This window comes from Streptomyces actinomycinicus (genome assembly GCF_016741775.1).
Classification (GTDB): domain Bacteria; phylum Actinomycetota; class Actinomycetes; order Streptomycetales; family Streptomycetaceae; genus Streptomyces; species Streptomyces actinomycinicus.
In genome coordinates this window covers 747046-768992 of the sequence record NZ_JAERRK010000001.1, presented here as the reverse complement: position 1 = coordinate 768992, position 21947 = coordinate 747046, and the positions used below count along the sequence as shown (strand labels likewise).

The following is a 21947-nucleotide window of genomic DNA, read 5'->3' as shown; positions in this document are numbered from 1 at the left end:
GTACACCGGCTCGACCAGGGGTTTGAGCACCGGATGCGGTCCTGGCAGGTGAATTTGCCAGCATATGAAAATCCGATGAGCCGCCCCGGTTTCCCGTCCCCGCACCACTGCCGCCCTGGGCGCCCCAAGGGCTCCTCACCGCCGCATGGCCGCGCCCGGCGCGGACGTCAAGCGCCCTCTGGGCACGGGACGTTGACGAACTTCAGGCCTGCCCGGTCTCGAACCGCGAGATCCGACCGTCGTCCTCGACGACGAACGACCACTTGGTGCGCATCTCGCCCCAGGTGTCGTTGCTGTAGCGGGCGAGGACGGTGCGGCCGCCGTCGGACTCGTTGTCGACCTCCATGTGGCCGTGGGACGAGAAGATCTCCCGGTCGATCCAGTCGGCGAGGTCGCGGTCGGAGCCGTCGTCGGACATGGTCGCGCCCGGCGCGAGGAGGGACATGAAGCCCTCGCGGTCGTGGGAGTTGACAGCGTTCACGAAGGCCCGCACGGCCGGATCGCTGAGCTTGGCTGGCTGAATCGTCATGGCGTCAGATTCACACCGCTCCCCCGGTCCCGCCACCCGAACGCCCTCCAGGACGGGCCCGGGGGTGTACGGGGTGCGACGGTGGAAACGCGGGAGGGACCTGTCCGCCTGTCTGCATGGGAGTCACCGTGAGCTGTTACGACCGACGTGATCTGGGCCTGCTGCTGCTCCGTCTGGGGACGGGCGGGGTGCTCTTCGCGCACGGCGCCCAGAAGCTGTTCGGCTGGTTCGGCGGGCACGGCCTGGAGGGCACCGGCCAGTTCATGGAGTCGGTCGGCTACGCACCCGGCAGGGCGAGCGCGACGGCGGCGGGCCTGGCGGAGGCCGGCGGCGGCACCCTGCTGGCGCTGGGCCTCGCCACCCCGGCGGCGGGCGCGGCGGCGGCCGGCGCGATGGCGGGGGCGTCGGCGGTCCACGTGCCCAACGGCTTCTTCGCCCAGGAGGGCGGCTACGAGCACGCGGCGAGCCTGGGCCTGGCCGCGGCCGGCCTCGCCGTCGCCGGCCCGGGCCGCCTCTCCCTCGACCACGCCGTCGGGGACGTCTTCAACCGCGGCTGGATGGTCCCGGCCGCGCTCGGGGTGGCAGCGGCGGCCACGGCCGTGGTCGTCGGCGCCCGGAACAAGCGGGTGCGGGCCAGGACGGTGGGTGAGCAGGAGGCGCTGTTCGAGGAATGACACCCCGCGCGCTCCCTGCTGTCAGGTGACGGGGTTTCCCCTCTGTCAGGTGACAGGGCTTCCCCCCTCCCACGGGACGGCGCTCCCCCACCCTCACGGGACGGCGCTCCCCACCCTCCCCGTCTCGTGGCAGGCTGCGGGGCATGACCGAACATCAGGGCACCGCCGCCCTCTGGGACACCGTCGACGAACTCTGGTCCCGGCTGGAGGCCGGCCGTGTGCACGCCGGCCGGGAGGGCGTCCTGCTGCGCATCCTCAAACTGTCCGAGGAGGTCGGCGAGGTCGCCGAGGCGGTGATCGGCGCCACGGGCCAGAACCCGCGCAAGGGCGTCACCCACGACTGGGACGACGTACGGGCCGAGTTGTGCGACGTGGTCATCACGGCACTGGTGGCCCTGCGCACACTGACCCCGGAGGCCCGCGAGGTGTTCGAGACGCACCTGCGGAAGGTGCGGGACCGCCCGCTCGGCCCCCCGTCGTGAGCGCCCGCCCGGGCCCCGTCGTGAAGACGCCCACCCGGCCGTGAACGCCCCCCGGCGCCCCGTCGTGAAGACGCCCGCCCGGCCGCCCGTCGTGAACGCCCGCCCGGGGCCCCCGTCGTGAAGACGCTCGCCCCCCGGCCCTGAACGCCCGCCCGGAGTCATCCCACGAGACGGATCCGCAGCCGCAGCAGCGTGGACGCGTCGAGTCCCAGCCCGTCGGTGAGGAAGTTGCCGAAACTGCCGTAGTCCTGTACGGCCTGGTCCCGGAACGCGCCGAGGTAGTCGCTGCTCACCTGCTGGAGCGGGATCAGCAGACCGGGGTCCTGCATGTAGCCGGCCGCCTTCAGCTGGTCCCGCAGGGCCTGGTCCGAGGCGGCGCGCAGCGGGCCGGACAGCAGATAGTCCTGCTCGGACGTCGCCGCCGGGACGCCGACGGCACGCAGGACCGTGTCGGCGAGGACACCGGTGCGGTCCTTGCCCGCCGAGCAGTGGAACAGCACCGGTTTCGAGGAGTTCGACACGGCCCGGACGGCGGTACCGAGTGCGGCCCGGTTGGCGGGGTTGGTGACGAAGCCCCGGTAGAGGGAGATCATCCGCGCCCGCGCCCTGCCGTCCCCGAGGAGTGCCTGCTGGTACGCCGGGTCCCTGCTGAGCACCGCCTGCCCGATGAACGCGTACAGACCGGTGTCGTCCACCGCGTCCGGCACGGAGGTCACCCCGGCGGGGAGCCGGTCGGCGCCGTCGGCCCGGATCTCCGGCGCGGTGCGCAGGTCGAGGACACTGCCGAGTCCGAGCGCGGCCAGGGCGGCCGTACCGTCCGCCGGTATCTTCGCCAGGCTCTCCGACCGGTACAGCACCCCCCACCGTGTCCTCTTGCCGTCGTAGGTGAGGTAGCCGCCGGTGTCACGGGCGTTGACGGTGCCGGGGACCGGGAGGACGCGGCCGGCGGGGGCGGTCCGGACCGAGATGTTCCGGACCGAGACGGGCCGTACCTGGTGCGCCGGTGCGGCGTCCGCGGCGGCGGGCGCGAGCGAACCGGCGAGGGCCAGCGAGAGGGTGACGACGCCGACGACGTGTGTCCTGGATGGCATGGAGGTACCCCTTCCTGGAAGCAGGGGCGGGAAGCTAGCGCCTGGATCTTGAGAGAGGAAGCACGACGACACGGCTGCTCAGTCCGCTGATCGGCGGCGCCGAGGCCGCGTGGCCGTCCCCCTCCGGGCTCAGACGGGGGGCGCCGGGGTCCGGGTGCGCGGCACGCCGGGGGCGTCGCCGGGACGGTGCGGCGACTCGACGCGCAACGCCGGCCGCCGGAGCCGCACCGTGAGAGGCAGTCGAGTCGGGCTGTGCGCCGGGGAGAGTCACCGCAGCGCTATGACCTGCACGAATGTGCAGGCAGGGGCGCTTCCGTGGCACTTTGATGGCTGCGTAACGAGTCACCCCAGCCCCGGAGCGGTCCAGAAGAGGCATCGTCGTCCCTGAACCCCACTCCGGATGGCGCCCGCCTCCGGCTTCTTGAGGACGGGCGCTTGTGTGATCGGTAGGTCAGACCGGCAGGTTCCAGGAGCAGCCATCGGGTGTGCCGAGCCACACACGTTGCGTGCCGTCTGGGTCCACTGTCAAGCCGAGGTCGGAGTGTGGGGGCGAGCCCGCGTCCTGCCAGACAGTGAGAGCGTCTTCCACTTGATCCCAGAGGCGTAGAGGGCCGTGCTGGTGCACGGTCCAGCCGCCCTTGGCCGGTTCGGTCCACGCCTGTGATCCGGTGGCGACGTCCACGAGGATCACCCCCGCGGCGGTTGTCATGAGTTCGGCTGACGGTGCAGCGAGCTGAGCGAGGAACTGCCCGGTCCAGTCTTCCAGGAGTGCGGGGTTGACGCGGGTGGCGCGGGTGTGGCCGGGATGCTGGTGGAAGGTGGGTCGGGGTGGGCGTTCGTGGGGGCGGGCGAGCATGTAGCTGATCTGATCGGGGTGGAAGCGACCGGTGGCGGTGCCGTCGTCCTGGACGGTGAGGCGGACCAGTCCGGAGGCGAGCATCCATCCGCTGATGGTGGTGGTGATGGTTCCACCGGCCGGTAGTTGGCAGAGCCAGGCTGGGGGGATGTGGCGGACGGCGCAGGTGGCCACGATGTGGTCGTATTCGGCGTCGGTCTCGTGTCCGGCGAGGCCGTCGCCGGTGATCAGGGTGGGGTGATACCCGGCGGCGTGGATGTGATCGGCCGCCGCGGCGGCCAAGCCCGAGTCGTACTCGATCGAGTACACCTTGTTGTCGCCGAGGCGGCTGCACAGGATGGCGGTGGAATATCCGGTGCCGGTGCCGATCTCCAGCACCTTGTGGCCCTCGCTGATCCCGGCGACGTCGAGCATACGCACGATCAGGGAGGGCAGCGTACTGGACGAGGTGGGGCGGCCGGTGACGGGTCCGGTGGCGTCGACGGCGGTGGTGCCGTCGACCTGGGTGACCCAGGTGGTGTCCTGGTAGACGAGCCCCAGCCACTTTCCGGGATCGGTCCGGTCGCGGTGCACGGGGGTCCAGTGGCGGCCGTCGAACTGGAACAGACCGTTGCCCAGGAAGAGTTCGCGGGGCACCGTTTCGAGGGCTGTGCGCCATGCCGGGTCGTCCGCAGGGACGGCGGCGGCGAGTTGGCGGCGCAGGTCGGCGGGGTCCGTCATGCGGGGGCTCCATGCTGTAGGCAGTCGGCGATGGCGTGCTTGATGGGAGCAGTGATGTGGTCGGGGAACCAGGCCCATTGACCGTTGGGGTTGCACTCATACCAGTGCCAGACGCCATCACGGTCCAGACCGAAGTCGAAGGCGCCGAAGCTGAGTCCGAAAGCATCGAGGTAGGTGCGCACGCCTTTGACGATGGCTGGGGGGACGGGCACGGGGGTGTAGGCGAGCCGGTCGTAGTGGCGGCGCCAGTCCGCGCCAGGTGAACCGTCGATGCGGACGGCGGTGAGGTAGTCACCAACGGCGGTGAGGCGGATGTCGGCGGACTTGCTGACGCGCTGCTGAAACAGATGTGCAGTGTGACGTAGATGGCTGTCGATCTGGCATGAGGTGACGTCCTCGATCCACACGGTCAGCGCGCGGCCGGTGGCGTCGGTGTACTCGGTTTCCCTGAGCGGCTTGTAGATGACCGGCCCGTGTTCGGCGATGAAGGTGTGGGCGCGGTGGGGGTCGTTGGTGATGAGCGTGGGTGGCACGGTGAAGCCGCAGGCGGCAGCCGTGGCCAGTTGTGCCGGCTTGTACTCGGCGTCCCGGTTGCGCCATGGGTGGTTCAGGTAGTGCGCGCCGGGGAGAGCGGCGAGAATGCCGCCGAGCCCGTAGCGGGCTTCTTCGACGGCCCATCGGCCGGTCTGCTCGTCCATGGCGAGGTCGGCGGTGTAGGGGGTGGGCCGCCGCCAGTACACCGAGCGGACGTTCCCCAGGTCGACGCTCCGGGACGCGGTGGCGAGAGTGCCGCCGGTTCCGGTGCCGGCGAACGTGCCAGAGAGGGTCACCTCGCGGGGGAAGTCGCCGGGGTCCAGGCGGACCACCGGCACACGACGCTGGTTCAGTTCGGTGATCACTTCATCCGCAGTCGCGTCGTCCAGGCGCGTGACGACGAGGACGGGCGGCCCACCCACAGCCATCAGTCAGAGTCCCCGTTCTGGTCGCTCCCCTGGTCCGGGGTGCCGTCCAGGCTCGTCTTCGTGCTCGTCTCCTGCGACGTCTCCGACCGCTTGTGCTTGGCCTCCACCGTCAGCGGTGCACCGTCGGGGCCGACCCATGCGGGGACCTGCGTGTGCGGGTCGAGGACGGGCCGGGCGGCGGAGAGGACGGCCGCAGCCGGGTAGGGCCGCATGCGTCCGAGTCCCCAGGGCTTCACCTGGTCCAGTGACGTCAAGGTCTGTTGCATGAGTTTCCTCGTCTCTCAGGTGATCCGGCAGTGGCAGCCGCCGCCCGGGGCTTCCGGACGGCGAGAGGGGCTCGGCCGGGACAGTCGGTGTGAACGAGCGGCCGGGGGTGTTGGGCCGCCCGCCCAAGGGGATGGGGCGGGCGGCCGTAGCAGTCGCCCTCGGGGGTGAGCGAGCGTCCCGCGCGCTGCCGGTGGTCACCCCGTCGGCTTCCGGCATGCGGTGGCGCCGGTCATCGGTCTCCGACCTTGATCGCGATCTCAGCCCAGACACGCTTGCCCCAGGGAAGGAGATCGGTTCCCCAACGGTCGGAGAGGGCGTCGACCAGGAGGAGGCCACGGCCACCGATGGCGTCCGGTCCGACGATGTGCAGCTCGGGCACGCGGCAGGACTTGTCGACCACGGCGACACGGAGTCGGTCAGGGCGCGGCTGCTCGGCGATCACCCGGACGCTGTGGGAGTGACCGTGGCGGACTGCGTTGGTGACGATTTCGGAGATCAGGAGCGTGCCGGTCTCTGCGGCGTCCTGGTCCATGCCCCACTCCGCGCATGCCTCGCGGACTATCTGACGCGCCACCGGAACACTGACGGCCTCGCTTGTGAGGGTGGCGCTCTGGCGTGGGTATTGCGCTGGACTCGTTCGCTCGTTGGTCATGGTCGTCGTCACGCCTTGGTCTGGGCGGCTGGGGGAGGCCCCGCCCGCGTGCCTCGGGGAGAAGCCTGCGGGCGGGGCGGCGCCGGGGTGCATTCACGGGTGCGCCTCCCGGCGGCTGACAGTCAGTCAACGCGTGGAGTAGGGGATGGGGAGACTCCAGAAGGTGACTCCAACGCGGAGTCACGACGGCGGGGTTGGCCTTAGCATCGGTTCCGTTCGCTACCCGGGGGAGTTGCAGATGGACCGTCTGTCACCGGACCCGCGTGAGGTCGTCGCCGGTCTGCTCGGGGATGAACGCCTGCTCCATGCGTGCGCCCAGCGGGACATGGGTGCGGTGTTCCGGATGCTCAATGCGCGCGGTGTCAGTACGCGGCGCATCGCTGCCGCCGTCGACATCACGCAGGGGCGGCTGTACGACTACATGAACGGCAAGAGCCGGGTGGAGAAGCTGGCCCTGTTCGAGCAGATCGCCGACGCCTTCCACATCCCCGGCCATCTGCTTGGGCTGGTTCGACGCTCGTGGGAGCCTGCGCCGGCGACCGCCGAGCACGAGCGGACGGATCGGCCGCCGCCGGACGGTGACGATCTGGTGGCGATGGATCATTTCCGTAGCGTTGACCGGCAGACCGGCGGCGGCAGGTTGTACGGGGCTGTCATCCGGCACCTGTCGGACCGGGTGGCGCCCCGGCTGGTCGACATCGGCAGCGGTCCGCAGGTGTTCGCCGCCGCAGCCGCGCTGACTGAGATGGCGGGCTGGATGGCTCACGACTCCGGTCATGACGACCGCGCGGCCCGGCACTTCGCCCGCGCTCTCCCTCTGGCCCGCACCTCCGGTGACCTCTCGCTGGCCGCGCACGTCGCTGCGAGCAGCAGCCACCTTGCCCTTGAGGCCGGGGATGCGGCCGGAGCTGTCGGCTGGGCGCGGACCGGGCTCGACCTGGCCGCGCAAGGACCTCGGATTCCCGCGCTGACGGCGCGGCTGCACACCATGCAGGCGCGTGCGCTAGCCGTCGCGGCTCAGCGCACCCCGGCCGCGCACGCGCTGGAGGCCGCGCACCGTGACCTGGAGGCTTCGCCCGCTGCTGATCACCCGTGGCTGAGCCCGTTCGACGCCGCCGCGCTGGCCAGCGAGTCAGCACTGATTCTGCGTGACCTGGAGCAGTACGACGAGGCGCTGTCACACGCCGAACAAGCTGTTGCGCTGCGTGAGGCGGGGCGGGCGCGGTCCCTGGCGCTCAGCCGGATCAGCCTCGTGGACATCCACGTGCGCCGGGGTGACCTGGACGCCGCGGTGAGCGTCGGCCACGACCTGCTCAGTACGAGCCCGACTCTCGGTTCGGTCCGGGTGGTCCAGCAACTCGACGGGCTGCGCCGGCTGCTCGAGCCGCACCGGGGCTACCTGCCGGTCCGGGAGTACCTGGCGCGGTTCGATGATGCACGCCGCGCCAGAATGCTCCTGCTGGCTGATCTGATTCCGCCACCCCCGGGAGGCACGACCGCATGAGGCCCACAGCACCCGATCCCGCCGACACCGACGCGTGGAACGCGTATCTCGCGGAGGGCAACGCCAAGCAGGCCCGCAAGCGCGTGGCGGCCGACGTGTTGCTGCGGGACCCGTCCGGCCGAGTGCTGCTGGTGAACCCCACCTACAAACCGGGATGGGATCTGCCCGGCGGGATGGCGGAAGCCAACGAGCCGCCGGAGGATACGGTACGCCGTGAACTGATGGAGGAACTCGGCCTACGCGTCACGCTGCTCGGTCTGCTGGTGGTGGACTGGGTGGCCCCGCACGGCCCTTGGGACGATCAGCTCGCGTTCATCTTCCACGGCGGCACCCTGGACAAGACCCAGGCCGACAAGCTACGGCCACGAGACGACGAACTGTCCGAAGCCGCCTTCGTCACGGCCGCCGAAGCCACCGGTCGCCTCCGAGACCGCATGCGGCGCCGGTTCGAGCACGCCCTGAAGGCACTGGACGCCGGACGGCCGCTGTACCTCCGCGACGGCACACCCCTCCTATGACAATGCGTGTCGCCCGCCTCTTGCCCCGAGGCATGGCTGCTTTCAGGGCTACGCGAGTTTGAGGCGCTCCGTGAGCGCCTGATCCGGCTCAGTAAGTTCCAGGACCGACAGTTTCTGCCCAAGCTCCTCGGGCAGTTCCTCCCGCACGTAGTCCGCCGACTCGTAGGGCTGTGCACGAACGCCGATGACGAGCGTGATGTTGCTGCTGCCATCGTGGCCCGGGAAGGGCGGGTTCTGCTCAGCAGCAGGCGGCAGAAGAGCGACGCCGCCGCGCAGCGGGCGATCGCCACCTTTATTCCGCTCAGATGCAGCCAGCCACACCATGCATTGGGGCCCCGACCAGGAAGTTTTCTCCGGGCAGGGCCCCAATGGCAGACGAGTCGGGCTGTACGCCGGGTTCTGTTCCGAGGGTCCTCGCGGGCGCCTCGGCGACGGCCATCCATCTAGGGCCGGCGTTGCCGCCGGCCTCGTGCGGTCTACCCGCGGACTCGGGCGGGCAGCCCTCGAACGTCCGCGCAGGGCGCTTTTCACGGCGCCCCTCTTGACCTTGCTCCGGGTGGGGTTTACCTAGCTGCCCAGGTCACCCTGGGCACTGGTGGTCTCTTACACCACCGTTTCACCCTTACCAGGGGCCGAAGCCCCGGGCGGTCTGCTTTCTGTGGCACTGTCCCGCGGGTCACCCCGGGTGGCCGTTAGCCACCACCCTGCCCTGTGGAGCCCGGACGTTCCTCGGGAAGCCCCCGTCAAGGGGACTCCACGCGGCCGTCCGCCCGGCTCGTCTGCCGTGTGGACCATGGTACCGGGCGCGGCGGGCGCTGTGGACTCTCGGCCGTGGCCAGCACCGAACCCGCCAGGATCAGGGTGAAGGCGACGGCGATCGTCGCCGTCAGCCGCTCGTCCAGGAAGAGCGCGCCCGCGGCCACCGCGACCGCCGGGTTGACGTACGTGATCACCGTGGCCCGGGTCGGCCCGGCCTCCTTGATCAGCTCCAGGAAGGCGACGAAGGCCACCGCCGTGCAGATCACGCCCAGGCCGGCCAGCGCGGCGAGGACGGACGCCGAGGGCGCCTGCGAGGGCCAGGTGGCCGCGGCCGCAGGGGCATACACCAGCGCCGCCAGCGCCAGGCAGGGGGCCGTCAGGTGCAGGGACGGGACGTCCTTCAGGTGACGCGCGGCGATCAGCGGTGCCGTGGCGTAGCCCACCACCGTGAGCAGCACCTCGGCCAGGGAGCGGGCGTCGCCGCCGGTCAGGTGCGGGGCGGTGAGCACGCCGACGCCGGCGAGGCCGAGGGCGAGGCCGGTCAGGCGTCGTACGCCGAGGCGTTCGTGGCTGCCGAAGAACCGGGCCAGGGCGACCCCGACGACCGGGACGCCGGCGATCAGCAGGCCCGCGGTGGAGCTGGACAGATGGCGTTCGGCGTCGGTGAGCGTGAACCACGGGCCGATGATCTCGATGCACGCGAAGGCCAGCAGGGGACGCCAGTGGGCGCGCACCGTGCGGGCCAGGCCCGGTTGCCGCAGGGCGAAGGGGAGCAGCAGCGCCGCGCCGAGGGCGCAGCGTACGAACACCACCGTGGCCGGGGACACCACGTCCACCGCCACCTTGATCATCAGATAGGGGATGCCCCAGACCACTCCCATCAGGGAGAACAGGAACCAGCCGCGTGCAGTCATGCGGCCGAGTCTCGGCCACCCCGGTACGGGCCGTCTTGAACGCTGTTGCGGTAGGCCGCCGGGGTCACCCCGAGCACCCGGCGGAACCAGCGGGTCAGGTGGGCCTGGTCGGCGAAGCCGACGAGGGGGGCCACGTCGGCCGGGCGGAGGCCGGCCTCCAGCAGGGCCCGGGCCCTGGTCACCCGGTGCTGGGCGAGCCAGGCGTAGGGGGGTACGCCCATCGTCGTACGGAAGGCGCGCAGCAGCTGGTAGCGGGAGAGGCCGAGGTCCGCGGCGAGGAGGGCGAGGGAGGGCGGGTCGGTGAGTTCGTCGGCGAGGCGGTCGCGGACCGTGCGGGCCACGAGGCCGGCGCCGGGGACGCGGTCGGGGACCGGTCTGCCCGTGGAGTGGCGGTGGGCGAGGGCGGCCAGCAGCCAGGGCAGAACGGACTCGGCCTCCAGCGGGTCGGGGCAGGCACTGAGTTCGGTGTGGGCGGCCCGCAGGGCGGCGGCCAGCGCGGGGTCCTCGATGACCGGTTCGCGGAAGTGCGGGAGGCCGCCGCGGGTGGCGTCGGCCAGCAGGGCCGGTTCGGCGTACAGGGCGCGGTAGGCGTAGCCGTCGGTGGGGTTGCCGGGGCCGCCGGTGTGCATCTCGCCGGGTTCGAGGACGACGATCGTGCCGGGTCCTGTGCGCAGGTGGCCGCCGCGGTAGTCGATGATCTCGGAGCCGCCGACGCAGACGCCGACGGTGTACTCGTCATGGGCGTGCGGGGCGTAGACGTGCCGGCGGAAGCTCGCGGTGAGCAGGTCGAGCGGGGGCCCGCAGCGGCCCAGCCGGGCCCGTGTCCACCGTGCCTGTTCCGCCATCGGGCTCTCCTTCGCGGCGCCGCCTGCTAGGGGTGCAACGCCCGCAGGCCCCTTTTCCATGCCGCGTCCAGTTCGGCGTCGGCGGGAAAGCGGCCGTGGATCTCCAGGACGACCATGCCGTGGGCGAAGGCCCAGACGGCGCGGGCCAGGTCCGTGTCGCCGGCGCAGACCCGCAGCAGCGGCAGGGCGGCCCGGTCCTCCAGACCGGCGGGCAGCTCGGTGCGGGGCAGGGGCCGTTCGGTGCCGAGGCAGTACAGGTGGGGGTGGGCGAGGGCGTAGCCGCGGTAGGCCCCGGCGAGCGCCTCCAGCGAGCCGGGGGCGCCGGCCTCGGCGGTTTCCAGGACCTCGGCGGTCTCGGTGAGCAGCTGCACGACCAGCTCGACCTCCACGGCGTGCTTGTCCGGGAAGTGCTTGTAGAGGGACGGGGCCTTGATGCCGAGGCGGTCGGCGAGGGTCCGCATGGTGAGCCGGTCGGGCCCGGACTCCTCCAGGAGGTCCCGGGCCGCCGCGACGATCTCCCGTGCCCGCGGGGTGAGCCGGTCAGCCACGCTGGAATCCCTCCTTGGTGCGCAGGCCGTAGCCGAGGGCGCGGTCGTACGAGATGTGGGCCAGCCAGCCGCACAGCGCCGCGAAGGCGGGCGGCCAGTCCACCGGGAGCGCGGTGTAGGCGAGCGCGAGCGCGAGCGGGACCAGGGCGCGGTGCATCGCGTTGTAGTACGGCACCGCGCGCGGCGCCAGCTGCCCCTTGGCCGTGCGGGGGGCCTCGTCCAGAGCGACCAGGAAGGCCAGGTCGGGCAGGACGAGGAAGGCCAGGGTGAGGGCGCCGGCGAGCCAGCCGTGGTTCACGGACTCCAGCACGGCGAAGCCGGTCCAGAACAGGGCGGACGCCAGCCAGGCGGCGCGGCGCAGGGCGGTGGTCGTGGTGCGCGGGGTGCTCGTGCCGGCTGTTGCGGTCATGGCTGCCTCCGGGTCGTACGGCGGGCCAGGCTGGCTAACGCCGTTAGCCTCACGGTATGGCTAACGACGTTAGCCGTCAAGGGGGCGGAGTCCTGCCGCGGACCGCCGCTTGACCCTTCCGCAACGTCAACGTCTGTACTGGTCGCATGCGGATCGGAGAACTCGCCGCCGCCGTCGGCGTCACGACGCGGACCGTGCGGCACTACCACCACCTGGGCCTGCTGCCGGAGCCCGAACGCCTGTCCAACGGGTACCGGCGCTACACCCTGCGGCACGCCGTCGTCCTCGCCCGGATCCGTCGGCTGACCGGGCTGGGGCTGAGCCTCACCGAAGTGCGCGACGTGCTCGCCGAGGGCGGGGGCACAGGCGGCGGCGCCCCCGGCGTCACCGGATCGAGCGCGGCCGGGAGCACCGCGAGCGCCGGCAGCCCGGGGGAGGGCAAGGACCTCGTCGAGGTACTCACCGAGCTGGACGAGGACCTCGCCCGGCAGGAGGCGGCGATCCGGGAGCGCCGGCAGCGGCTGCGCACCCTGCTGGACGCCGGGGAGCTGCCCGCCGAAGGACCCGTCTCACCCCGGCTCGCCGCCCTGCTCGCCGCGCTGCCCGAGGTCGACTCCCCGATGGCCGCCAAGGACCGGGAGATCCTCGCCCTGGTCGACACCGGCGCCGGCGCCGAGGAGGGGGAGCGGCTGCTGACCGCGCTGCGCGGCGCCCTGGACGACCCGGACACGGTGACCCGCGCCCGGGAGGCGTACGCGCTGCTCGACGCGCTCGCGGACGCCGGCCCGGACGACCCGCGCGTGGCCCGGGCCGCGCGCATGCTGGCCGACTGCGTACCGCCCGATCTGCTGACGGGGGGTCCGATCGACCTGGACCACGCCCTGTTGCGGGCCCTGTACGCCGACTTCGCGCCCGCCCAGGCGGAGGCGGTCCGCCGTACGCTGGAGATCCTCTCGGGGGAGGGAGCATGAGGACGCTGTACCGGCTGGCCCGGCACGAGATGCGCCTCTTCGCGAGTCTGCCGCTGTGGCTGGCCCGGCGCACCCAGGGCACCGCGGGCGGGCGGGCGTTCGGGTACGTGCGCGGGCAGGGCGCGATGATGCTGGGGCTGGCCTTCGTGTGCGTGGTCGAGACGGTCGGCATGGCCGTGCTGCTGCGCGGTGTCCCGGTCGCGCACGAGGTGATGCTGGTGCTGGACGTCTACACCGTGCTGTTCCTGACCGGCCTGCACGCGGCCTGCGCGGTGCGCCCGCACGTGCTCACCCCGGACGCGCTGCGGGTGCGGTACGGCGCCCACGTGGACCTGCGCATCCCGCTGGCCTCGATCGGCGCCGTACGCCGGGAGACCCGGACCACGCACGAGCCGGCGGAGGGCACGCTGGACCTCGCCGTCGGCTCCCGGACCACGGTGACGCTGGAACTCACCGAGCCCCTCGTCCACACGAGCGTGCTCGGCCGCCGGAAGCGGGTGAGCGTGGTACGGCTGTACGCCGACGACGCCGGCACCCTGGTCCGGGCCCTCACGCCGGAGTGAAAAGGATCTTCGCGCTGCCCGGCTCGGCCCGGGTGAGCCGTACCCGCAGGCGGACGCCGAGCGGCAGGTGCTCGCCCTCGATCCGGCCGATGACCGCCGGGGAGATCACCTGCACGGTCCCCCTGGTCGGCCGGTGCTCGCCCACGTCCACCACGCAGCCGTCGAAGAGGCCCCCGGCCCGGTCCTTGAGCAGGGCCGCCTCCATACGGCGAGCGCGGGCCGGGGCCGCCCGGGCGGCACGCCGTACCCTGGCGCGGAGGTCTACGTGAGGAGTACGTGTTGCTGGTCCTGCTGCCGCCCTCGGAAGGCAAGGCGAACCCGGGCGAGGGTGCCCCGACGGCGCTGGAGTCGCTGTCCCTGCCGGGGCTGACCGGCGCGCGGGAGGCGGTGCTCGGTGAGCTGGTCGAGCTGTGCTCCGCCGACGAGGAGAAGGCGCGCGAGGTGCTCGGGCTGAGCGAGGGGCTGCGCGGCGAGGTCGCCAAGAACGCCGGGCTGCGCACGGCCGGCGCCCGGCCCGCCGGGGAGATCTACACCGGTGTCCTGTACGACGCCCTCGGCCTGGCCACGCTGGACGCGGACGCGCAGCGGCGCGCGGCGGACTCGCTGCTGGTGTTCTCGGGGCTGTGGGGCGCGGTGCGGGTGACCGACCGGATCCCTTCCTACCGCTGCTCGATGGGGGTGAAGCTGCCGGGGCTCGGCTCGCTGGCCGGGCACTGGCGGACGCCGATGGCCGAGGCGCTGCCCGCGGCGGCCGGCGACGGCCTGGTCCTGGACCTGCGGTCGGCGGCGTACGCGGCGGCCTGGAAGCCGAAGGGCGAGGTGGCCGGGCGGACGGCGACGGTCCGGGTGCTGCACGCGCCGACCCGGAAGGTCGTCAGCCACTTCAACAAGGCGACGAAGGGCCGGATCGTACGCAGCCTGCTGACGGCCGGGGCGGCGCCGCAGGATCCCGCCGGGCTGATGGAGGCGCTGCGCGGGCTGGGGTACGTCGTGGAGGCGGAGGCCCCCGGCAGGGCGGGCAAGGCGTGGTCGCTGGACGTGCTGGTGGACGAGGTCCACTGACCCACGACCACCGGGTGTTGCAGCATGCGCAACGATCATTGCGTGTGCTGCACTCCGTGGGCACGATGAGGGCATGCCCTCGCCGCTGCCCTCCTCCCCGGCTGCCTCCGTGCTCGATGTCGCGCCCGTCGTGCCCGTGGTGGTGCTCTCCGATGCCGCCGACGCCGTACCGCTGGCCCGGGCGCTGGTGGCCGGGGGGCTGCCCGCGATCGAGGTGACGCTGCGGACGCCGGCCGCGCTTGATGCCGTCCGGGCGATCGCCGCCGAGGTTCCCCGGGCCGTGGTCGGGGCGGGCACGGTGATCACTCCGGAGCAGGTGGCCGCGTGCACGGCGGCCGGGGCGCGGTTCCTGGTCAGCCCGGGCTGGACGGACACGCTGCTGGCGGCGATGCGCGGGTCCGGGGTGCCGTTCCTGCCCGGCGTGTCGACCACCTCGGAGGTGGTCGCGCTGCTGGAGCACGGGGTGCGGGAGATGAAGTTCTTCCCGGCACAGGCGGCGGGCGGTACGGCCTACCTGAGGTCGCTGGCCGGGCCGTTGCCGCAGGCGCGGTTCTGCCCCACCGGCGGGATCGGCCCCGAGACCGCGCCCGCGTACCTGTCCCTGCCCAACGTCGGCTGTGTGGGCGGCAGTTGGATGGTGCCGGCGGAGGCGGTGAGCGCCGGGGACTGGGGTCTGATCGAGGAACTGGCCCGGACCGCGGCCGGACTCAGGGCCGCAGGTGGGACGTGTCGTTGAACAGCCGTACGCTCGCGTTGCCGTCCGCGTAGTACGCCACCGCGGAGAGGGAGGCCGCCGAGAGTTCCATCCGGAAGAGGGACTTGGGCGGGGCGCCGAGGGCGAGGCGGACGAGCGTCTTGATCGGGGTGACGTGCGTGACCAGCAGGACCGTGTGGCCGGCGTGGGCCGCGACCAGCTTGTCGCGGGTCGCGGCCAGGCGGGTGGCGGTCTCGGCGAAGCTCTCGCCGCCGCCGGTGGGGTGCGCCTCGGGGTCGGCGAGCCAGGCGTTCAGGTCGGCCGGGTAGCGGTCGCGGACCTCACCGAAGGTCAGGCCCTCCCAGGCGCCGAAGTCGGTCTCGCGCAGACCGTCGTCGACCGTGACGTCCAGGCCGAGGCGGCCGGCGACGATCGCGGCGGTCTCACGGGTACGGGCGAGGGGGCTGGCGACGACGGCCTCGATCGTGCCGCGCCGCGCCAGGGCCTCGGCGACCCGGCGGGCCTGCTCGCGGCCGGCGTCGGAGAGGGAGGGGTCCGTGCCGCCACTGCCGGAGAAGCGTTTCTGGGGGGTGAGGGGGGTCTCGCCGTGCCGGAGGAGGACGAAGGTGGCGGGGGCGCCGAGGTCGGGGGCGGCGCTCCAGCCGGGGCGCTGCTCGGCGGGGGCGGCCTCCTGAGCCGGTGCCGCCGCCGGTGCCGCCGCCGGTCCCGGCGCGGCGGCCGCACGGCCCTCCGCCAGTGCCGCCCGGGCCTTCGCCGCGCCGGCCGTCGCGTCCCCGGGCGGGCCGGAGGGCTGCGGGACGGCGGGCGGAGCGTCCAGCTCCGCCCGGGACGCCGAAGCGGACCACTGCCCGCCCTTGGCACCGGCGTCCATGGCCTCGTTGGCCAGGCGGTCGGCGTGTTTGTTCTCGCTGCGGGGGATCCACTCGTAGGTGACCTGGTCCGGCGGGAAGACGGACCGGGCCTGCGCCGCCAGGGGCTTCATGCCCGGGTGCTTGATCTTCCAGCGGCCCGACATCTGCTCGACGACCAGCTTGGAGTCCATGCGGACGTGGACCGAGGCCGAGGCGTCGAGGGCGTGGGCGGCGCGGAGGCCGGCGAGGAGACCGCGGTACTCGGCCACGTTGTTGGTGGCGACGCCGATGTACTCGGCCGTCTCCGTCAGGGTCTGGCCCGTCGCCGCGTCGCGGACCACGGCCCCGTAACCCGCGGGCCCCGGGTTGCCCCGCGATCCGCCGTCGGCCTCGACGATGAACTCCCGCACCGGCCCCATCCCCCGTCTACAGACCCGACTCCGCCGTACGCACCAGGATGCGGCGGCAGTTCTCGCAGCGGACCACGGTGTCCGGCGCGGCGGAGCGGATCTCGTTCAGCTCGGTGATCGCCAGTTCCTGGCGGCAGCCCTGGCAGGTGCGGGCGTACAGCTTGGCCGCACCGATCCCGCCCTGCTGCGCGCGCAGCTTGTCGTACAGCTTGAGCAGGTCCGCGGGGACGGAGCCCGCCACGACCTCGCGCTCCTTGGTGACCGAGGCGGCCTCGCCGTCGATCTCCTCGTACGCGGCGTCCCGGCGGCCGTTCGCGTCGTCGATCTTCGACTGGACGGAGGCGACCCGCTCGGTCAGCTCGTCCACCCGCTCCTGCGCGCCCTCACGGCGCTCCATGACCTCCAGGACCACGTCCTCCAGGTCGCCCTGCCGCTTGGCGAGCGAGGCGATCTCGTGCTGGAGGTTGGACAGGTCCTTCGGGGAGGTGACCGCGCCGGAGTCCAGGCGCTGCTGGTCACGGGCGGCGCGCTGGCGCACCTGGTCCACGTCCTGCTCGGCCTTGGTCTGTTCGCGGGCGCAGTCGCTCTCCTCGGTCTGCGCGGCCACGAGCAGGTCGCGCAGCTGCGTGAGGTCCTTCGTCAGCGACTCGATCTCGGCGTGCTCGGGCAGCGACTTCCGCTTGTGCGCCAGCTGCTGCAGGCGGACGTCGAGGGCCTGGACGTCGAGGAGTCGGATCTGGTCGGCGGGCGCGGCGTTCAGTTGGGGGCTCCCGTTAGCTAGTCGTGGTGGTGGACGCCGCGTGGGCGGTCCAGGGGTCGGTGACCGTCTTGGAGACGTGGACCCGCAGGTCCCAGCCGTGACGGTCGGAGATCTCGTCGAGCTGGCTCGCGGCCAGCTCGCACCAGGGCCACTCGGTGGCCCAGTGCGCCGCGTCGAGCAGCGCGAGGGGACTGTGGGCCACCGCCTCGGAGGCCGGGTGGTGGCGCAGGTCGGCGGTGAGGAAGGCGTCGACGCCGGCCGCGCGGACCTGGTCGAAGAGGCTGTCGCCGGAACCGCCGCTGACGGCGACCGTGCGGACGACGGCCTCGGGGTCGCCGGCCACCCGGATGCCCTGCGCGGTGGCGGGCAGCCGCTCGGCGGCCCGGGCGGCCAGCTCACGGACGGTGAGCGGGTGGTCGAGTTCGCAGACACGGCCGAGCCCCCGGCAGCCGGACGGGTCGGCCGGGTCCGGCACGAGGGGCCGTACGACCCGCAGGTCGAGGGCTCCCGCGAGCGCGTCCGAGACACCCGGGTCCGCGGTGTCGGCGTTGGTGTGGGCGACGTGCAGCGCGATGTCGTTCTTGATCAGCGTGTGCACGACCCGGCCCTTGAAGTGCGTGGCCGCGACCGTGGTCGTACCGCGCAGATAGAGCGGGTGGTGGGTGACCAGCAGGTCGGCGCCGAGCTTCACGGCCTCGTCGACGATCTCCTGCACGGGGTCGACGGCGAACAGGACCCGGGTGACCTCCTGGTCGGGGTCGCCCACCACCGTGCCGACGGCGTCCCAGGACTCGGCCCGCTCGGCGGGCCACAGGTTCTCCAGCGCGGCGATGACTTCAGACAGACGGGGCACGGCCCAAGGCTACCTGGCTGTTCGGCGGGCCTGTACCGCATCCGCCGCCTCTGCCCCCGGTCAGCACAGACGCCCCGGCTTCCTCAGGCGAATCGGTTCTGCGCCACCCGTACGTGTGAAGCGGGAGTCGGCCGGTTCCACGCCTGTGCGTGCGAAAACTAGCTTCGTCGCCGGAGGTGACCGAACGATGACGGCCTGTGCGATCGAACCCCCGTCCACGGACGGGGCCGACGGTGCGCCGGGAGCGGGATACGCGATCACGGCGGACGGTGCGTACGCCGCCCGGCTCGCGCCGGCCGGTGACTCCTGGTTCCCGGAGCGCTGGACCCTGGACGGCCCGGAGCCCTACGCGGTGCCGCTGCCCGGCGATCAGCCGGAGGAGCCCGGTACCGAGGTGCAGCCCATGGGCGACGGGCGGGTGCTGATCCACCGGCTGGTGGACGGGCGCCACGCCTTCTCACTGCTGTACCCGACCGGGCCCGGCACCGGCGAGCTGCCGCTGGGCGCGGTGGAGTGCCCTGAGCCCGGCACCCGGCTGACCCTGCTGCCGCCGGCGCCGGGGGGCGAGCGGGCGTACGCGCTGGCGGTCGGCCCGCGTTCATGTGTGCTGTGGCTGGTGGCGGGCGGGTCGTCCGGCCCGGAGCGGCTGGCCGAGGTGCAGGGGCGCTGTTCGGGCGGGGTCTGGCTGGACCACGGGGGGCGGCTGCTGGCGCTCGACCGGGAGCTGGGCGGGCGCACCAAGACGGTCGTGGTGGACCTGGGGCGTGGCGGGGAGGTGACGCCGCTGCTGCAGATCGCGAACGGCAGCGACGACCGGCTGCTGCTCGCCGACCCCGACAGCGGACTGCTGCTGATCTCCTCCGACGCGCCCTCCCCCGGGCAGGAACGATTGGGCTGGGGCGTACTCGGCAGCACGCTGCCGGTGCGCTTCCCGGAGTGCCTGCGGCTGCCGGAGTGCGCGGTGACGCCGTTCGCGATCCAGCCCGGGCAGGTCCTGATGCCGGAGAACTGCGCGGTGGGCCTGCGGGTGGACGGGGGGTTCGGCACCTGGGTGGGCGTCTGGCGGCCGGCCGAGCGGCGGCTCCGTCACCTTCCGGCGCCGGACGGATGGCTGGCCGGGGCCGGGCTGTGGACGCGGGAGGGGGTGCTGCGGCTGCCGTACGCCACGGAGACGACTCCGTGCGGCGTAGCGGAGCTGACGGTGCCTAGGGGGCCGGGAGGAGCCGGTGGGCCGGAACGAGTCGCTGGGCCAGGAGAAGCCGGTCGGCCGGGAGAAGCCGGTCGGCCAGGAGGAGCAGGTCGGCCGGAACGAGTCGCTGGGCCAGGAGAAGCCGGTGGGCCGGGAGAAGCCGGAGGGTCTGGGGAGGCGGGGATGGGGGGTTCGGTCCGGGACGGCGTCACCGACGGGGCACCGGAGGCGTTCCGGCCTGCGACGGAACCGGACCCTGCCCAGCCCGCGCCGCCCCTGTCGCGGCCGGGACCGGGAGCGGTCGCGGGAGGACCGGCCACGACCGTCCGGGAACCGGTGCCGCTCGCGCCGGACCCGGTCGCGAGCGCCCCGCAGCCGGTCGGGGCCGTGCGGGGGCCGGTCGCGGCCCGCCCGGTGCCGTTGCAGCAGGCGCCTTTGGGACGGCTTGTAACGAACTAGTGCCGGTTGGCGTGTGCTCCTGGATTCGGCCCGTGGTGCGCCGGTTAAACTCGCCCGGCTGTACGAATGATCATGTGACGGGGTGAATACGTCCGATGAGCGACACCAGCACGACCGAGCAGCTGTCTGCCGACTCTTACGAGACCGCCGGCCACGGCCGGCACCGGGGCCCGGTAGCGGCCCAGGAGAGCGAGACGGCTCCGCACGGCCGGCACCGCAAGCCGGCCCAGGAGGCGTCCGAGGCGGCTGCCTGACGGTAGGGGAAGTGAAGGGGGCGCTCGTCCGACGAGCGCCCCCTTCTCCATGTCCGTTCCCCGTCCGCGGTCCGGGCCGGCCCGCCCTAGCCGCGTTTCAGCCCCAGCACCTCGGCCGCCGCGAAGGTCTCCCCCGCCGGCCGGTCCGCGTAGTGCGGCGTGAGCAGCGCGTCCAGCTCGTCGTACGTGAACGTCTCCCCCTCGCTGTCGAACTTCGCCCGCACCCGGGGCCGTTCCACGACGGCCACCATGCCGCCGTGCACGACGAGCAGCTGGCCGTTGACGCGGGCGGCGGCCGGTGCGGCCAGATAGCCCACGAGCGGGGCGACATGCTCGGGGGCGAGCGGGTCCAGGCCCTCGGCCGGCTGCGCGAAGCCGGCGAAGACGTCCTCGGTCATCCGGGTCCGGGCGCGCGGGCAGATGGCGTTGGCGGTGACGCCGTACTTGGCGAGGGCCAGCGCGGTGGAGGTGGTCAGGCCGACGATTCCGCCCTTGGCGGCCGCGTAGTTGGGCTGGCCCGCGGAACCGGCCAGGAACGCCTCGGAGGAGGTGTTCACGACCCTCCCGTACACCGGCGCCCCGGCCTCCTTGGAACGCTCCCGCCAGTGGGCCGCGGCGAAGCGGGTGGTGTTGAAGTGCCCTTTGAGGTGGACGCGGATCACCGAGTCCCACTCGTCCTCCGACATGGAGAACACCATGCGGTCGCGCAGGATGCCGGCGTTGTTGACCAGGATGTCCAGCTTTCCGAACTCGGCGACCGCCGAGCCGACGAGTTCACCGGCCTGCCGGAAGTCGGCGACGTCACCGGTGTGCGCCAGGGCCTTGCCCCCGGCCGCGCGGATCTCCTCCGCGACCTGCTCGGCGGGGCCCGCGGACGCGGCGCCGGACCCGTCCCGGCCGGGCTGACCGTAGTCGTTGACGACGACGGCCGCGCCGAGCCGGGCGAGTTCCAGGGCCTCGGCCCGGCCGAGCCCGCGTCCCGCGCCGGTGACGATCGCGGACAGTCCCTCGAGTGGCAGTGACATTGCGGGAGTCCTCGGCTCTCTCAGATCTCGATGCAGGTACGCAGGGCGGCCCCGGTACGCATCTGGTCCAGCGCCTCGTTGATCTCGGCGAGCGGCACCCGGTGGGTGATCAGGCCGGCCAGATCGACCCGGCCGGCCCGCCACAGGGCGATCGTGCGCTCGTAGGAGCGCAGCACGTCGCCGCCGCCGTACATGGACGGCAGGATCCGCTTCTCGTCGAAGAACAGCTCGAACATGTTGAGTCGCAGGAAGTCGTCCATGGCGCCCGCGCCGACCACGACGAGGGTGCCGCCGCGCCGGGTGTTCTCGTAGGCGGTGCGGGCGGTGGCGGACCTGCCGACGACCTCGAAGACGTAGTCGAAGCCCTCGCCGCCGGTGATCCGCTGCTTGGCGTCGGCGAGTTCGTCCGGTGCGACGGCCTTCGTGGCGCCGAAGGCGAGCGCGGCCTCGCGCCGGGAGGCGACCGGGTCGACGGCGACGATCTCGGCGGCGCCCTTCAGCCGTGCCCCCTGCACCGCCGAGATGCCGACGCCGCCGCACCCGATGACGGCGACCGACGAACCGGCCTCCACGTCGGCGGTGTTGAGGGCGGCGCCGAGTCCCGTGGTCACCCCGCAGCCGATCAGGGCCGCGATGTCGAAGGGCACGTCCTCCGGGACGGGCACGGCACATCCGGCGTCGACCACGACCTCCTCGGCGAACGTGCCGGTGCCCGCGAAGCCGAACAGGTCACCGCCGGGACGCTTGAAGTTGGGGGTGCCCGCGTTCATGAACCCGGCCAGGCACAGCTGGGTCTGCCCGCGCGTGCAGGCGGGGCAGGCGCCGCAGGCGGGCAGCCAGCACAGGACGACCCGGTCACCGGGCTTCAGGTGCCGTACGCCCTCCCCCACTTCGAGTATCTCGCCGGCGCCCTCGTGGCCGGGCACGAAGGGGGCCGGCTGCGGGAGCACCCCGTTCATCGCGGACAGGTCCGAGTGGCACAGCCCGGTGGCGCGCACCCGGACCCTGACCTTGCCGGGTCCGAAGCCCACCGCCTCGACGTCGTCGAGGACCTCCAGCTTTTCCTGGCCGATCTCGTGCAGTACGGCTGCGCGCATGGTGCGGC

The 21947-nt window shown here is 72.9% G+C and carries 26 protein-coding genes, 1 other RNA gene and 1 pseudogene; 10 read left to right on the top strand and 18 right to left on the bottom strand.

Translation table 11 applies throughout. The features are described 5' to 3' along the window. Window positions 1–202: 202 nt before the first annotated feature. Window positions 203–529, bottom strand: coding sequence for a nuclear transport factor 2 family protein (locus tag JK359_RS03480; protein ID WP_201831402.1), 327 nt, complete (start codon window positions 527–529; stop codon window positions 203–205). A gap of 128 nt (window positions 530–657) precedes the next feature. Between JK359_RS03480 and JK359_RS03475 the strand changes: the two genes are divergently transcribed. Next, on the top strand, window positions 658–1203 hold the full coding sequence (locus tag JK359_RS03475) for a DoxX family membrane protein (RefSeq protein WP_201831400.1): 546 nt from the start codon (window positions 658–660) through the stop codon (window positions 1201–1203). Window positions 1204–1346: 143 nt separating this feature from the next. Then, window positions 1347–1685 carry a MazG-like family protein gene (locus JK359_RS03470; protein WP_201831398.1) on the top strand — a complete coding sequence of 113 codons (339 nt, stop codon included), beginning with the start codon at window positions 1347–1349 and terminating at the stop codon, window positions 1683–1685. A 158-nt stretch (window positions 1686–1843) separates the two neighbouring features. Here the strand turns inward: JK359_RS03470 and JK359_RS03465 are convergent, their stop codons facing one another. The 5 genes from JK359_RS03465 to JK359_RS03445 all read right to left on the bottom strand — a co-directional run bounded on the left by JK359_RS03465 (window position 1844) and on the right by JK359_RS03445 (window position 6233). Next, the gene (locus JK359_RS03465; RefSeq protein ID WP_201831396.1) at window positions 1844–2776 is read right to left on the bottom strand and encodes a tyrosine-protein phosphatase; all 933 of its coding nucleotides are present in this window, start codon (window positions 2774–2776) and stop codon (window positions 1844–1846) included. A 451-nt stretch (window positions 2777–3227) separates the two neighbouring features. Further along, the gene (gene tgmC / locus JK359_RS03460) at window positions 3228–4352 is read right to left on the bottom strand and encodes an ATP-grasp peptide maturase system methyltransferase (protein WP_201831394.1); all 1125 of its coding nucleotides are present in this window, start codon (window positions 4350–4352) and stop codon (window positions 3228–3230) included. Continuing rightward, entirely contained in the window at window positions 4349–5314 is a 966-nt protein-coding gene (gene tgmB, locus JK359_RS03455; protein WP_201831392.1) for an ATP-grasp ribosomal peptide maturase, read from the bottom strand. The genes tgmC and tgmB overlap by 4 nt, the downstream gene beginning before the upstream one ends. Then, window positions 5314–5580 (bottom strand): putative ATP-grasp-modified RiPP, encoded by a 267-nt coding sequence (tgmA, locus tag JK359_RS03450; protein WP_201831390.1) that lies wholly within the window; start codon window positions 5578–5580, stop codon window positions 5314–5316. The genes tgmB and tgmA overlap by 1 nt, the downstream gene beginning before the upstream one ends. A 230-nt stretch (window positions 5581–5810) precedes the next feature. Continuing rightward, entirely contained in the window at window positions 5811–6233 is a 423-nt protein-coding gene (locus tag JK359_RS03445) for an ATP-binding protein (protein WP_201831389.1), read from the bottom strand. A 145-nt stretch (window positions 6234–6378) separates the two neighbouring features. Between JK359_RS03445 and JK359_RS03440 the strand changes: the two genes are divergently transcribed. Further along, window positions 6379–7737 (top strand): NsdA family TPR-like regulatory protein, encoded by a 1359-nt coding sequence (locus tag JK359_RS03440; RefSeq protein WP_236677139.1) that lies wholly within the window; start codon window positions 6379–6381, stop codon window positions 7735–7737. Continuing rightward, a complete protein-coding gene (locus JK359_RS03435; protein ID WP_201831388.1) occupies window positions 7734–8255 on the top strand; it encodes an NUDIX domain-containing protein in 522 nt (173 codons plus the stop codon). Before JK359_RS03440 ends, JK359_RS03435 begins: the two co-directional genes overlap by 4 nt. A 48-nt stretch (window positions 8256–8303) precedes the next feature. On the opposite strand, the gene JK359_RS03430 is transcribed toward JK359_RS03435, so the two are convergent. The 6 genes and pseudogenes from JK359_RS03430 to JK359_RS03400 form a co-directional block, all read right to left on the bottom strand. Next, window positions 8304–8579: a hypothetical protein gene (locus JK359_RS03430; RefSeq protein WP_201831387.1), complete on the bottom strand. Its 276-nt coding sequence runs from the start codon at window positions 8577–8579 to the stop codon at window positions 8304–8306. A 48-nt stretch (window positions 8580–8627) separates the two neighbouring features. Then, window positions 8628–9033: RNase P RNA component class A (gene rnpB, locus JK359_RS03425), an RNA gene on the bottom strand. 115 nt (window positions 9034–9148) lie between these two features. After that, a pseudogene (locus JK359_RS40330) lies at window positions 9149–9928 on the bottom strand (DMT family transporter); the annotation flags it as partial. Beyond that, window positions 9925–10773: an AraC family transcriptional regulator gene (locus tag JK359_RS03410; RefSeq protein ID WP_201831385.1), complete on the bottom strand. Its 849-nt coding sequence runs from the start codon at window positions 10771–10773 to the stop codon at window positions 9925–9927. The pseudogene JK359_RS40330 and the gene JK359_RS03410, both read right to left, overlap by 4 nt. 26 nt (window positions 10774–10799) lie before the next feature. Next, entirely contained in the window at window positions 10800–11321 is a 522-nt protein-coding gene (locus JK359_RS03405) for a TetR/AcrR family transcriptional regulator (RefSeq protein WP_307787938.1), read from the bottom strand. Further along, window positions 11314–11730 (bottom strand): DUF4260 family protein, encoded by a 417-nt coding sequence (locus JK359_RS03400; protein ID WP_201831384.1) that lies wholly within the window; start codon window positions 11728–11730, stop codon window positions 11314–11316. The genes JK359_RS03405 and JK359_RS03400 overlap by 8 nt, the downstream gene beginning before the upstream one ends. A gap of 146 nt (window positions 11731–11876) precedes the next feature. Between JK359_RS03400 and JK359_RS03395 the strand changes: the two genes are divergently transcribed. Next, window positions 11877–12701, top strand: a complete 825-nt coding sequence (locus tag JK359_RS03395) for a MerR family transcriptional regulator (protein WP_201831382.1) — start codon at window positions 11877–11879, stop codon at window positions 12699–12701. After that, complete coding sequence (locus JK359_RS03390; protein WP_201831380.1) at window positions 12698–13264, top strand: hypothetical protein; 567 nt, start codon at window positions 12698–12700, stop codon at window positions 13262–13264. Before JK359_RS03395 ends, JK359_RS03390 begins: the two co-directional genes overlap by 4 nt. On the opposite strand, the gene JK359_RS03385 is transcribed toward JK359_RS03390, so the two are convergent. After that, entirely contained in the window at window positions 13251–13469 is a 219-nt protein-coding gene (locus JK359_RS03385) for a hypothetical protein (protein WP_201831378.1), read from the bottom strand. The genes JK359_RS03390 and JK359_RS03385 overlap by 14 nt on opposite strands. A gap of 74 nt (window positions 13470–13543) precedes the next feature. Here JK359_RS03385 and yaaA point away from each other — a divergent pair, with 74 nt between their 5' ends. Both yaaA and eda read left to right on the top strand, forming a co-directional pair. Then, complete coding sequence (gene yaaA / locus JK359_RS03380; protein ID WP_201831377.1) at window positions 13544–14326, top strand: peroxide stress protein YaaA; 783 nt, start codon at window positions 13544–13546, stop codon at window positions 14324–14326. Window positions 14327–14399: 73 nt separating this feature from the next. Then, complete coding sequence (eda, locus tag JK359_RS03375) at window positions 14400–15062, top strand: bifunctional 4-hydroxy-2-oxoglutarate aldolase/2-dehydro-3-deoxy-phosphogluconate aldolase (RefSeq protein ID WP_201831375.1); 663 nt, start codon at window positions 14400–14402, stop codon at window positions 15060–15062. Here the strand turns inward: eda and JK359_RS03370 are convergent. Genes JK359_RS03370 through JK359_RS03360 form a run of 3 tightly spaced genes read right to left on the bottom strand, consistent with a single transcriptional unit; the run spans window position 15034 to window position 17915 of the window. Then, the gene (locus JK359_RS03370) at window positions 15034–16302 is read right to left on the bottom strand and encodes a bifunctional RNase H/acid phosphatase (protein WP_201831373.1); all 1269 of its coding nucleotides are present in this window, start codon (window positions 16300–16302) and stop codon (window positions 15034–15036) included. The genes eda and JK359_RS03370 overlap by 29 nt on opposite strands. A 16-nt stretch (window positions 16303–16318) precedes the next feature. After that, window positions 16319–17062 carry a zinc ribbon domain-containing protein gene (locus tag JK359_RS40075; protein ID WP_201831694.1) on the bottom strand — a complete coding sequence of 248 codons (744 nt, stop codon included), beginning with the start codon at window positions 17060–17062 and terminating at the stop codon, window positions 16319–16321. A 13-nt stretch (window positions 17063–17075) separates the two neighbouring features. After that, on the bottom strand, window positions 17076–17915 hold the full coding sequence (locus JK359_RS03360) for a Nif3-like dinuclear metal center hexameric protein (RefSeq protein ID WP_201831371.1): 840 nt from the start codon (window positions 17913–17915) through the stop codon (window positions 17076–17078). 187 nt (window positions 17916–18102) lie between these two features. Here JK359_RS03360 and JK359_RS03355 point away from each other — a divergent pair, with 187 nt between their 5' ends. Together JK359_RS03355 and JK359_RS03350 are read left to right on the top strand one after the other, a co-directional pair. Continuing rightward, window positions 18103–19563 carry a hypothetical protein gene (locus JK359_RS03355; RefSeq protein WP_201831369.1) on the top strand — a complete coding sequence of 487 codons (1461 nt, stop codon included), beginning with the start codon at window positions 18103–18105 and terminating at the stop codon, window positions 19561–19563. A gap of 95 nt (window positions 19564–19658) precedes the next feature. Then, window positions 19659–19817: a hypothetical protein gene (locus tag JK359_RS03350; protein WP_201831368.1), complete on the top strand. Its 159-nt coding sequence runs from the start codon at window positions 19659–19661 to the stop codon at window positions 19815–19817. An 86-nt stretch (window positions 19818–19903) separates the two neighbouring features. Here JK359_RS03350 and JK359_RS03345 read toward each other — a convergent pair whose 3' ends face one another. Both JK359_RS03345 and JK359_RS03340 read right to left on the bottom strand, forming a co-directional pair. Continuing rightward, a complete protein-coding gene (locus tag JK359_RS03345; protein ID WP_201831366.1) occupies window positions 19904–20842 on the bottom strand; it encodes a 3-oxoacyl-ACP reductase in 939 nt (312 codons plus the stop codon). Between the two features lie 20 nt (window positions 20843–20862). After that, window positions 20863–21939, bottom strand: coding sequence for a Zn-dependent alcohol dehydrogenase (locus tag JK359_RS03340; RefSeq protein ID WP_201831364.1), 1077 nt, complete (start codon window positions 21937–21939; stop codon window positions 20863–20865). Window positions 21940–21947 lie beyond the last annotated feature (8 nt).

Excerpts from the sequence above, each read along its gene's own strand:
- JK359_RS03480 (WP_201831402.1), bottom strand. The coding sequence starts at position 529 with ATGACGATTCAGCCAGCCAAGCTCAGCGATCCGGCCGTGCGGGCCTTC.
- JK359_RS03470 (WP_201831398.1), top strand. The coding sequence starts at position 1,347 with ATGACCGAACATCAGGGCACCGCCGCCCTCTGGGACACCGTCGACGAA.
- JK359_RS03465 (WP_201831396.1), bottom strand. The coding sequence starts at position 2,776 with ATGCCATCCAGGACACACGTCGTCGGCGTCGTCACCCTCTCGCTGGCC.
- tgmC (WP_201831394.1), bottom strand. The coding sequence starts at position 4,352 with ATGACGGACCCCGCCGACCTGCGCCGCCAACTCGCCGCCGCCGTCCCT.
- tgmB (WP_201831392.1), bottom strand. The coding sequence starts at position 5,314 with ATGGCTGTGGGTGGGCCGCCCGTCCTCGTCGTCACGCGCCTGGACGAC.
- tgmA (WP_201831390.1), bottom strand. The coding sequence starts at position 5,580 with ATGCAACAGACCTTGACGTCACTGGACCAGGTGAAGCCCTGGGGACTC.
- JK359_RS03445 (WP_201831389.1), bottom strand. The coding sequence starts at position 6,233 with ATGACCAACGAGCGAACGAGTCCAGCGCAATACCCACGCCAGAGCGCC.
- JK359_RS03440 (WP_236677139.1), top strand. The coding sequence starts at position 6,379 with ATGGGGAGACTCCAGAAGGTGACTCCAACGCGGAGTCACGACGGCGGG.
- JK359_RS03435 (WP_201831388.1), top strand. The coding sequence starts at position 7,734 with ATGAGGCCCACAGCACCCGATCCCGCCGACACCGACGCGTGGAACGCG.
- JK359_RS03430 (WP_201831387.1), bottom strand. The coding sequence starts at position 8,579 with ATGGTGTGGCTGGCTGCATCTGAGCGGAATAAAGGTGGCGATCGCCCG.
- JK359_RS03410 (WP_201831385.1), bottom strand. The coding sequence starts at position 10,773 with ATGGCGGAACAGGCACGGTGGACACGGGCCCGGCTGGGCCGCTGCGGG.
- JK359_RS03400 (WP_201831384.1), bottom strand. The coding sequence starts at position 11,730 with ATGACCGCAACAGCCGGCACGAGCACCCCGCGCACCACGACCACCGCC.
- JK359_RS03395 (WP_201831382.1), top strand. The coding sequence starts at position 11,877 with ATGCGGATCGGAGAACTCGCCGCCGCCGTCGGCGTCACGACGCGGACC.
- JK359_RS03390 (WP_201831380.1), top strand. The coding sequence starts at position 12,698 with ATGAGGACGCTGTACCGGCTGGCCCGGCACGAGATGCGCCTCTTCGCG.
- JK359_RS03385 (WP_201831378.1), bottom strand. The coding sequence starts at position 13,469 with ATGGAGGCGGCCCTGCTCAAGGACCGGGCCGGGGGCCTCTTCGACGGC.
- eda (WP_201831375.1), top strand. The coding sequence starts at position 14,400 with ATGCCCTCGCCGCTGCCCTCCTCCCCGGCTGCCTCCGTGCTCGATGTC.
- JK359_RS03355 (WP_201831369.1), top strand. The coding sequence starts at position 18,103 with ATGACGGCCTGTGCGATCGAACCCCCGTCCACGGACGGGGCCGACGGT.
- JK359_RS03350 (WP_201831368.1), top strand. The coding sequence starts at position 19,659 with ATGAGCGACACCAGCACGACCGAGCAGCTGTCTGCCGACTCTTACGAG.
- JK359_RS03345 (WP_201831366.1), bottom strand. The coding sequence starts at position 20,842 with ATGTCACTGCCACTCGAGGGACTGTCCGCGATCGTCACCGGCGCGGGA.
- JK359_RS03340 (WP_201831364.1), bottom strand. The coding sequence starts at position 21,939 with ATGCGCGCAGCCGTACTGCACGAGATCGGCCAGGAAAAGCTGGAGGTC.